General features: G+C 61.4%; 8 protein-coding genes. 6 read left to right on the top strand and 2 right to left on the bottom strand.

All coding sequences use genetic code 11. From position 1 onward, the window contains the following. Positions 1-62: 62 nt before the first annotated feature. Complete coding sequence (locus ACW9JC_RS13230; RefSeq protein WP_457455278.1) at positions 63-527, bottom strand: CopD family protein; 465 nt, start codon at positions 525-527, stop codon at positions 63-65. Between the two features lie 98 nt (positions 528-625). Between ACW9JC_RS13230 and dinG the strand changes: the two genes are divergently transcribed. From dinG to pdxH, 5 genes are all read left to right on the top strand, one after another. Further along, positions 626-2770, top strand: coding sequence for an ATP-dependent DNA helicase DinG (dinG, locus tag ACW9JC_RS13225; RefSeq protein WP_457455277.1), 2145 nt, complete (start codon positions 626-628; stop codon positions 2768-2770). Between the two features lie 96 nt (positions 2771-2866). Beyond that, positions 2867-5368 (top strand): beta-galactosidase, encoded by a 2502-nt coding sequence (locus tag ACW9JC_RS13220; RefSeq protein WP_457455276.1) that lies wholly within the window; start codon positions 2867-2869, stop codon positions 5366-5368. 195 nt (positions 5369-5563) lie between these two features. Further along, positions 5564-6709, top strand: a complete 1146-nt coding sequence (locus ACW9JC_RS13215; protein WP_457455282.1) for a serine hydrolase domain-containing protein — start codon at positions 5564-5566, stop codon at positions 6707-6709. Positions 6710-6823: 114 nt separating this feature from the next. After that, positions 6824-7918, top strand: coding sequence for an OmpA family protein (locus ACW9JC_RS13210; protein ID WP_457455275.1), 1095 nt, complete (start codon positions 6824-6826; stop codon positions 7916-7918). A gap of 24 nt (positions 7919-7942) precedes the next feature. Continuing rightward, on the top strand, positions 7943-8590 hold the full coding sequence (gene pdxH, locus ACW9JC_RS13205) for a pyridoxamine 5'-phosphate oxidase (RefSeq protein ID WP_457455274.1): 648 nt from the start codon (positions 7943-7945) through the stop codon (positions 8588-8590). A gap of 5 nt (positions 8591-8595) precedes the next feature. Here the strand turns inward: pdxH and ACW9JC_RS13200 are convergent, their stop codons facing one another. Then, positions 8596-8832: a hypothetical protein gene (locus ACW9JC_RS13200; protein WP_457455273.1), complete on the bottom strand. Its 237-nt coding sequence runs from the start codon at positions 8830-8832 to the stop codon at positions 8596-8598. A 168-nt stretch (positions 8833-9000) separates the two neighbouring features. Here ACW9JC_RS13200 and ACW9JC_RS13195 point away from each other — a divergent pair, with 168 nt between their 5' ends. After that, a complete protein-coding gene (locus ACW9JC_RS13195; RefSeq protein ID WP_095195383.1) occupies positions 9001-9465 on the top strand; it encodes an outer membrane lipoprotein in 465 nt (154 codons plus the stop codon). The last annotated feature ends 31 nt before the right edge of the window (positions 9466-9496 follow it).

The raw sequence follows: 9496 nt of genomic DNA, 5'->3' as shown, positions 1-9496 counted from the left end.
ATCTTGTTTTTTGGGGCAAAATCAAAAGATCGCAGCCTGCGGCAGCTCCTACAGTGGATTGCCTAGAACGCTGGACGCACCGCAGCAATCGTCACCACCACCAAACCCACCAGCAAATTAATCCCCACCAACCGCCGAATCCGCCCCAGCACCGCCGCCCCGGTCGGCCAATCCTGCGCTTCCACAGCCGTGCGCAGTTCCGGCAGCATCAACGCCTGAATCCGGATAAACAGTGCGGTCATCACCACGTACAAGCCCATCATCACCTGCACATAGCGCGGCGCGTGTTCAAAACCGCTGAAGTTCAGGTTCAGCATGACCACGCCACTGACCGGCAACAGCACGACCGCACCCCAGACCCAGCGGAAAAAACCTTGAAACACTTCTACCCACAGCTTCAATCGGGCAGGGCCCTCCAGTGCTGTGATCGCCGCGGGGCGCAAGACCATCCAGGCGAAAAACATGCCGCCGACCCAGACCAGTGCGGCGAGGACATGCAGGCTATAAACAAGGCTAAAAGCGGTCATTCGGGTACTCCGTTCTGCGCGGGATTCATTAGCGGGGTATGATAGCGGCCGAACCGAACTACTGAAAATTTATCCAGCGTTTTTGCGCCCGAAAATTCATGATCAGCACTGAACTCAAAACCACGATCCAGGGCGCCTATTCGCGTTTTCTCGAAGCCAAGAGCCTCAAGCCGCGCTACGGCCAACGCCTGATGATCGCCGAAATTGCCAAAGTCCTCGGTGATATCGACACCGACGACGAAGGCCGGCGCAGTGGCGACCCCGCGATTGTCGCGGTGGAAGCCGGCACCGGTACCGGTAAAACCGTGGCCTACAGCCTGGCAGCGATCCCGACGGCCAAGGCTGCGGGCAAGCGTCTGGTGATCGCCACCGCGACCGTCGCCCTGCAAGAGCAGATCGTCTACAAGGATTTGCCTGACCTGATGCGCAACAGCGGGCTGAACTTCAGCTTTGCCCTGGCCAAGGGGCGCGGGCGTTACATGTGCCTGTCCAAGCTCGACATGTTGCTTCAGGAAGGCCACGCACAAACCGCCACCGCGCAGCTGTTCGAAGAAGAAGGCTTCAAGATCGAGGTCGATGAGGCCAGTCAGAAGCTGTTTACCAGCATGATCGAAAAACTGGCCGGTAATAAATGGGATGGTGACCGCGATAGCTGGTCCACGGCCCTGGAAGACGCCGACTGGGCGCGCCTGACCACCGATCACAGCCAGTGCACCAATCGCCATTGCCCGAACTTCGGCCAGTGCGCTTTCTATAAAGCTCGCGAAGGCATGGGCAAAGTCGACGTGATCGTCACCAACCACGACATGGTCCTGGCCGACCTGGCCCTGGGCGGCGGCGCCGTGCTGCCGGACCCGCGCGACACCATCTACGTGTTCGACGAAGGCCATCACTTGCCGGACAAGGCCATCGGCCACTTCGCCCATTACACACGCCTGCGCTCCACCGCCGACTGGCTGGAAACCACCGCCAAGAACCTCACCAAACTGCTGGCCCAACACCCGTTGCCGGGCGACCTGGGCAAGCTGATCGAACAGGTGCCGGAGCTGGCGCGAGAGATCAAGACGCAGCAGCAGTTCATGTTCACCGCGTGCGAGCAAGCCGCCGATTTCAAACCCGGTGAAGACGTCGAAGGCCGCGAGCGCCCGCGTCACCGTTTCGTCGGCGGGGTGATTCCCGAGCACATGCGCGAGATGGGCATCGAGCTGAAAAAAGGCTTCGCCCGTCTGACTGACGTGTTCACCCGCCTGACCGAACTGCTCAAGGAAGGCATGGACGGCGAGGTCAACATCGGTATCGCCAGCAACCAGGCTGAAGAGTGGTATCCGCTGTTCGGCAGCCTGCTGTCGCGCTCCTCCGGCAACTGGGAATTGTGGACCGCCTTCACCGTCGAAGACCCTGAAGACAACCCGCCGATGGCGCGCTGGCTGACTCTGGCCGAAAGCGGCTCGCTGTTTGACATCGAGGTCAACGCGAGCCCGATCCTTGCGGCGGAAATGCTCCGGCGCAATTTGTGGAACGTGGCGTATGGCTGTCTGGTCACTTCGGCGACGTTGACCGCCCTCGGCACCTTCGACCGCTTCCGCATGCGTGCCGGCCTGCCGAAAAAAGCCGTAACCGCGGTAGTACCGAGCCCGTTCCATCACGCCGACGCCGGTGTGCTGCGGGTGCCGAACCTGAACGCCGATCCGCGTGATGCGGCGGCGCACACGGCGGCGATCATCCGTGATCTGCCGGAACTGGTCGAAGGCTCGCGCGGTACGCTGGTGCTGTTCTCGTCGCGTAAACAGATGCAGGACGTGTTCGACGGTCTCGACCGCGACTGGCGCAAGCAAGTGTTCATTCAAGGCAACCTGTCGAAACAGGAAACCCTGAACAAGCACAAGGCGCGGGTCGATGGCGGCGATTCGAGCGTGTTGTTCGGCCTCGCGAGTTTTGCCGAAGGGGTCGACTTGCCCGGCGCGTATTGCGAGCACGTGGTGATCGCCAAGATCCCGTTCTCGGTGCCCGACGATCCGGTCGAAGCGGCGCTGGCCGAATGGATCGAAGCCCGGGGCGGCAATCCGTTCATGGAAATCTCCGTTCCAGACGCCTCGCTGAAACTGGTTCAGGCCTGCGGGCGCTTGCTGCGTACCGAAGAAGACCGCGGCACCATCACTTTGCTCGACCGGCGCCTGGTCACCCAGCGCTATGGCAAAGCGATCCTCAATGCGTTGCCTCCTTTCCGACGTGAAATTTCCTGAAACACCGGTGGGCAGTTTTGCCCGCCGCGTTGTCTATCTTTCAGCCATCGCTTTTCCACTGGCCCATTGAAGGTCGTTAGGGAGAATTTCGTTCTCATGATTCGCCGTTCGTTGCCTGCCGTTTTTGCCCTGTTGTTCGCAACGCCTTTGCTGGCCGCTCCCGCCGGGCAGCAGACGCTGTTCAACTTTGTGCGCCCCGCCGATGTGGTCCAGGTGGCGACTCAGGACGCCAGCCTGCCGCAATCCAACGCCGAACAAACCGCCGAAGGTGAAGTGCTGCGCCGGGTGACGTTCAACCCGGTTGCCAAGCCGACCCTGCGCCTGACGCCGCAGACCGGAGCCTGGGACTGGTCGCAATCGGGCGTCATGAGCTTGCGGATCCAAAGCGCCATGGACTGGGCCGTGACGCTGTACGTGACCATCCAGAGCAACGATGGCAAGACGCTGGTCAGCCGTGTCGATCTCCCGGCCGGCCCGGCGCAAACCCTGTTGGTGCCATTACAACCGACGACGCCGCTGAGCCAGGGCATGAAGGCCGGGCCACCGATGCCAATGACCGTCGACGGTCAACGCATCCTGCTGACCAGCAGCGCCGGTGAACTGGATCGCAGCCAAGTGGTGTCGGTGAGCGTGTCCATGGACCAACCGAAAGTCGCCCAGAGCATCTTGCTGGAACGCTTTGGCGTTCAGGATAGCGAGTCCGTCACCCAAGCCGTGTATGGCGGGCTGGTGGACGCGTACGGTCAATCGACCCGGGCCAAATGGCCGGAAAAAGTCAGTAGCGATGAACAGCTGAAAAGCGCCGCCGCCAAGGAACAGCAACAGCTGAAAACCTGGCTGGCCGAGCGCGAAAAATCGTCGCTGGACAAATTTGGCGGCTGGAGCAAAGGCCCGGCCTTCAAGGCCAGCGGCTTTTTCCGCACCGAGAAGCGCGACGGTCGCTGGTATCTGGTGACGCCAGAAGGGCATCCGTTCTATTCGCTGGGGGTCAACACCGTAACGGCGGACGTCAACCAGACGTACATTGTCGGTCGCGAGTCGATGTTCGAATCCCTGCCTAAAGCGGACGAGCCTTTGGCCAGTCACTACGGCGAAGGCGACAACCGTGGCGGCAACGGCGTTGATCAGGGTCGGGGCTTCAATTTCGGGCGCTGGTATGACTTCTATGGCGCCAACCTGCAACGCCTGTACGGCGACCCTTGCGCACTGGGCAGCGATACCAAGGCCGGAGTCGCCGCAGCGGCCAAGGCTGACGCGGTAGAAGCCACGGCAGAAAAAGCCGCCGAGCAACCGGTTGCGCCTTCGAGCGCTGAATCCGGTATTGCCGAAGCGGCCAAAACCGATGCCGTCGACGCGACCGCAGCCAAAGCGGCCGAGCCGGCACCCACTGAACCCTGCAAAACCGCATTCGACGAAAGACGCTGGGCCAGCCACACCCTCGATCGCCTGCAAGCCTGGGGCTTCAACACTGTCGGTAACTGGAGTGCGCCGGCCTTGGCCAACGCTGACCGCGTGCCGTACACCTTGCCGCTGTCGATCGTCGGCGATTACGCCAGCATCAGCACCGGCAGCGACTGGTGGGGCGGCATGCCCGACCCGTTCGATCCACGTTTCGCCATGGCCACCGAACGTGCCGTGGCCATCGCCGCCCGTGATCATCGCGACGATCCATGGCTGATCGGTTACTACGCCGACAACGAACTGGCCTGGGCCGGTCCGGGCGATGACCCGAAAGCCCGCTACGCCCTGGCTTACGGCACTTTGAAAATGACCACCGACGTGCCGGCCAAGCGTGCCTTCCTCAAGCAACTGCGCGACAAGTACCGCAATCAGGCGGGCCTTTCCAAAGCCTGGGGTATTGATCTGCCAGCCTGGGAATTGATGGAAGATCCGGGTTTTGTGCCGCCGCTGCCAAGCGCGGAACATCCGGAAATCGAAGCGGACTTCAAATACTTCCAGAAGGTCTTCGCCGACACTTACTTCAAGACCATCTCCGACTCGCTCAAGTGGCATGCGCCGAACCAGCTGTTACTGGGCGGCCGCTTTGCCGTCAGTACGCCAGAAGCGGTCGAATCCTGCGCCCAGTATTGCGACGTGTTGAGTTTCAACCTGTACACCCTGCAGCCGCAGGACGGTTACGACTTCGCCAAACTGCGCAGCCTCGACAAGCCGGTACTGATCACCGAGTTCAACTTCGGCTCCGCTGATCGCGGCCCATTCTGGGGCGGCGTGACGCAAGTGGCGAAGGAAGAAGACCGTGGCCCGGCCTACGCCAACTTCCTCAAACAGGCACTGAGCGAACCGTCGATTGTCGGTGTGCACTGGTTCCAATACCTCGACCAGCCAGTGACCGGGCGTCTGCTGGATGGCGAAAACGGCCACTTCGGCCTTGTGGGTATCACCGATCTGCCATTCCAGGGTTTCGTCGACAGCGTGCGCAAGAGCAACCTGGCGGCCGTCGATCAGTTAAGCAAAGAAGCCGAGAAGGCCGCCGCCGAGGCGAACAAGGCCAGCCACGACGCCGAGGGCGGCAGAGAAGCCGATGCCGGCAAAGGGCCGGGGAAGGGCGCAGGTGGGCATTCCGGTAAAGGCCACTAAAAGCTGATGCCGCCAAGATCGCAGCCTGCGGCAGCTCCTACAGGATGAACGCATTGTCATTGTAGAAGCTGCCGCAGGCTGCGATCTTTTGATCTTGATCTTCAATTGACCGCCCGGCCCGCCCCTGTTCCCAAAACCCTCAAGGGCTGGAACAATGCGGGCCACTTTGTAGAGCGTTTATCCGGGGAGTTGCGGGTGCAGATTCAGGGTCATTACGAGCTTAAGTTCGAGGCAGTGCGTGAGGCATTCGCGGCGCTGTTCGACGATCCCCAGGAACGTGGCGCGGCGTTGTGCATCAAGATCGGTGGCGAAACCGTGCTCGACCTCTGGTCCGGCACCGCCGACAGGGATGGCGCCGAGGCCTGGCACAGCGACACCATCGCCAACCTGTTCTCCTGCACCAAGACCTTCACCGCCGTGACCGCGCTGCAACTGGTTGCCGAAGGCAAGCTGCAACTGGACGCCCCGGTGGCCCGCTATTGGCCGGAGTTCGCGGCGGCCGGCAAAGAATCCGTGACCCTGCGTCAACTGCTTTGCCATCAAGCCGGTCTGCCGGCACTGCGCGAGTTGCTGGCCCCCGAAGCCCTTTATGACTGGCAAACCATGGTCGACGCCCTGGCGGCCGAAGCCCCGTGGTGGACGCCGGGTGAAGGCCATGGCTATGCGGCCATCACTTACGGCTGGTTGGTCGGCGAGTTGCTGCGCCGGGCTGACGGTCGCGGACCGGGTGAGTCCATCGTCGCGCGGGTCGCCAAGCCGTTGGGCCTGGACTTCCACGTCGGCCTGGCAGATGAAGAGTTTCATCGTGTGGCGCACATCGCCCGCGGCAAGGGCAACGTCGGCGACGCCGCGGCCCAGCGTCTGCTGCAAGTGACCATGCGCGAACCGACCGCCATGACCACTCGCGCATTCACCAATCCGCCGTCAGTGCTGACCAGCACCAACAAGCCGGAATGGCGGCGCATGCAGCAACCCGCGGCCAATGGCCACGGCAACGCTCGCAGTCTGGCCGGGTTCTATGCCGGCCTGCTGGACGGCAGCCTGCTGGAAGGCGAGATGCTTGATGAACTGACCCGCGAGCACAGCCTCGGCGAGGACAAGACTCTACTGACCCGGACCCGTTTCGGCCTGGGTTGCATGCTCGATCAACCGGATGTGCCCAACGCCACATTCGGCCTGGGGCCGCGAGCGTTCGGGCATCCGGGCGCAGGTGGTTCCATCGGTTTTGCTGACCCGGAGCACGATGTGGCTTTTGGTTTTGTGACAAATACACTGGGGCCGTACGTCTTGATGGATCCGCGCGCACAAAAGCTTGTGCGGGTACTGGCCACTTGTCTGTAAATCCCGCTGGAGGGTCCCAGGTCAGGAACCCGATAGCCTTTTCAGTTTCAAAGCGTCTGTTTATGCGGGCCGACCGGGCCTGATTTTTTATGACCTCATTTTTGTGGATATCCAATGTCAACCAAACCAACCCTCGCCTTGGCACTGTGCTTCGCTATTACCGGTTGCGCACAGAATCCGAAAAATGATGCGGACGGCGGCAGCTGGTGGCCGTTCGGTTCGTCCGACAAAGTCGCCGCCAAAGAACCGGCTCCGGCACCCTTGAAACCCGCCGTAACTGCTCCGGTGGCAAAGGCTGAAAGCTCCAACCCGTGGTACTGGCCGTTCGGTTCCGAGGAAGTTCTCGACAAAAAACCGGAGATCAAGCCGCAGGCCGAGCCTGTCGAAGTCGCCAAGGCTGACGCGCAAACAGGTGGAAGTTGGTGGTGGCCGTTCGGCGGCAAAGAGCAGACCACCGCCAAAGCCGTGCCGATGCCGGATCCAAAAGTCACCCAGGCCTGGCTCGACGACTACGAGCCGCGCCTGCGCACAGCGATCAAGGACAGCAACCTGCAACTCGAACGCCGTGAAAACGTGTTGGTGGTGATCGCGCCGGTCGAGGGGTCGTTCAACCCTGATCGCCCGGCCATGCTGTTGCCGGTGACCCTCGGTCCGTTCACCCGTGTTGCGAAAATCCTTGAAGTCGATCCAAAGACTGCCGTGTTGGTACTGGGTCACAGCGATACCTCGGGCGCCGCGCCGGCCAACGTCAAGTTGAGCCAGGAACGTGCTCAGGCCGTCGCAGCGATTTTCCGTCTCAGCGGCTTGCAGCGTGATCGTCTGATGCTGCGCGGTATGGGCAGTGAAGCCCCGCGCGCCGCCAACGACAGCGTTGAAGGGCGTGCGTTGAACCGCCGTGTGGAACTGCTGGTGACCCCACAAAACACCATGGTCGCGTTGCTGAGCAAGTACAACATGCCAGCCCCGGCACCTGTGCGCATGGTCGCAGCGCAGGACATCAAGCCGGTTGCCAAGCCAGTGACGCCTGCACCCGCCGATGCAAAGAAAGCGGCTGCACCTGTAGCGAAAAAAGCGCCAGCCAAGAAAGCTGCCAAAGCACCAGCGAAGAAAGCCCCGGCTAAAACCGCGACTCCGGCGAAAAAGACTGCACCGGCCAAAGCCGCTGCCGACACCAAGAAAGTCGCCGCCGCCGATACCACAAAGAAGTGATTCGTTAACCAGAAGGAATGCGCCATGACCAAGGCCCTGGCTGATATGCGCCGCGACTACACCCGTGATGGCCTGACCGAGGCGCAAGCCCCGGCTGAGCCGTTTGCGCTGTTTCACCAATGGTTCGCCGACGCGGTGAAAACCGAACAGGCGCCGGTGGAAGCGAACGCCATGACCTTGGCCACGGTCGACCCGGACGGTCGACCGCATTGCCGCATCCTGCTGCTCAAGGGGCTGGATGAGCAGGGTTTCACCTTCTTCACCAATTACGACAGCGCCAAGGGCCAACACATCGCCGTGAACCCGTTTGCGGCCATGACATTCTTTTGGCCGACCCTGGAGCGCCAGGTGCGCATCGAAGGGCGGGTGGTGAAGGTCACGCCTGAAGAATCCGATGCTTACTATCAGGTTCGTCCACTGGGCAGTCGCCTCGGTGCCTGGGCTTCGCCGCAAAGCCGGGTGATTGCCGATCGGGGCGAACTGGAAGCGCTGCTCAAGGATACCGAGCAACGTTTCAGCGACAGTCAGCCGCATTGCCCTGAACACTGGGGTGGTTATCGTTTGCTGCCTGAGCGCATCGAGTTCTGGCAGGGCCGATCGAGCCGTCTGCACGATCGCCTCAACTATCGTTTGCAGGGCTCCGACTGGATTCTTGAACGTCTGGCACCCTAAGCAGTCTACCGCTCGAGATAGCCTGCCGCAGCGGCCTCCAGCCATTGCGGCAGGTCTCGACGCTTGATCTTCTGCGCTTGAGAGTTCGCCAGTTGCTGGAGCATGAACGCTTTTTTGCGTTCGTCGTCGCCAGCCAACGCCAGCGCCAGGTCGCGGTCCATCCAGCGTTTGATCCGTACGTACAACCACCAGTGGAAGTACAGACCGGCAACGGTAGTGACGACGATGATAAAGTAATCCATGAAAATCCTCGGCCAGCGGCGCAGATTGCCGAATTTGCCGCTAATGTGTGGTGAGTTCGCGCGCGGGGCCTGTACTGGAACTGAATGAAATCATTTTTATCCGGGCGATGCCGTGACAGGCGTCAAGCTGCGGAGTTTAATGAATACCTGTCCTTTGGAGTTGATGCTATGCGTAAGTCTGTCCTGCTGGTTGCTTCCTTTTCCACGATGGCGATGTTGCTCACCGGTTGCCAATCGAGCCTGACCGGTGACTCCTACTCCCGTGACGAAGCGCGTCGCGTGCAGACCGTTCGCATGGGCACCATCGAAGCACTGCGCCCGGTGAAAATCGAAGGCACCAAAACCCCGATCGGCGGCCTCGCCGGTGCAGCGGTGGGTGGCGTGGGCGGCAGCGCCATCGGTGGCGGTAAAGGCAGCATCGTGGCTGCGGTCATCGGCGCCGTTGCTGGCGGCTTGGTCGGCTCGGCAGCTGAAGAAGGCCTGACCCGTACCCAGGGCGTGGAAATCACCGTCCGCGAAGACGACGGCAGCATGCGCGCCTACGTGCAACAGGTTCAGGAAAACGAAGTGTTCCGTGTTGGCGAGCGTGTACGGATTGCTACGGTTGATGGCACCAGTCGCGTTACGCATTAAGCGGGAATTTGGGTAAAAGAAAACCCCGATC

The organism is Pseudomonas sp. SDO5591_S426 (assembly GCF_054070755.1).
The sequence above is the reverse complement of the archived record's forward strand: the minus strand, read 5'-3'. Positions and strand labels throughout refer to the sequence as shown.

Bases quoted from the DNA above. Each gene is read 5' to 3' on its own strand.
- ACW9JC_RS13230 (WP_457455278.1), bottom strand. From the start codon at position 527: ATGACCGCTTTTAGCCTTGTTTATAGCCTGCATGTCCTCGCCGCACTG.
- dinG (WP_457455277.1), top strand. From the start codon at position 626: ATGATCAGCACTGAACTCAAAACCACGATCCAGGGCGCCTATTCGCGT.
- ACW9JC_RS13220 (WP_457455276.1), top strand. From the start codon at position 2,867: ATGATTCGCCGTTCGTTGCCTGCCGTTTTTGCCCTGTTGTTCGCAACG.
- ACW9JC_RS13210 (WP_457455275.1), top strand. From the start codon at position 6,824: ATGTCAACCAAACCAACCCTCGCCTTGGCACTGTGCTTCGCTATTACC.
- pdxH (WP_457455274.1), top strand. From the start codon at position 7,943: ATGACCAAGGCCCTGGCTGATATGCGCCGCGACTACACCCGTGATGGC.
- ACW9JC_RS13200 (WP_457455273.1), bottom strand. From the start codon at position 8,832: ATGGATTACTTTATCATCGTCGTCACTACCGTTGCCGGTCTGTACTTC.
- ACW9JC_RS13195 (WP_095195383.1), top strand. From the start codon at position 9,001: ATGCGTAAGTCTGTCCTGCTGGTTGCTTCCTTTTCCACGATGGCGATG.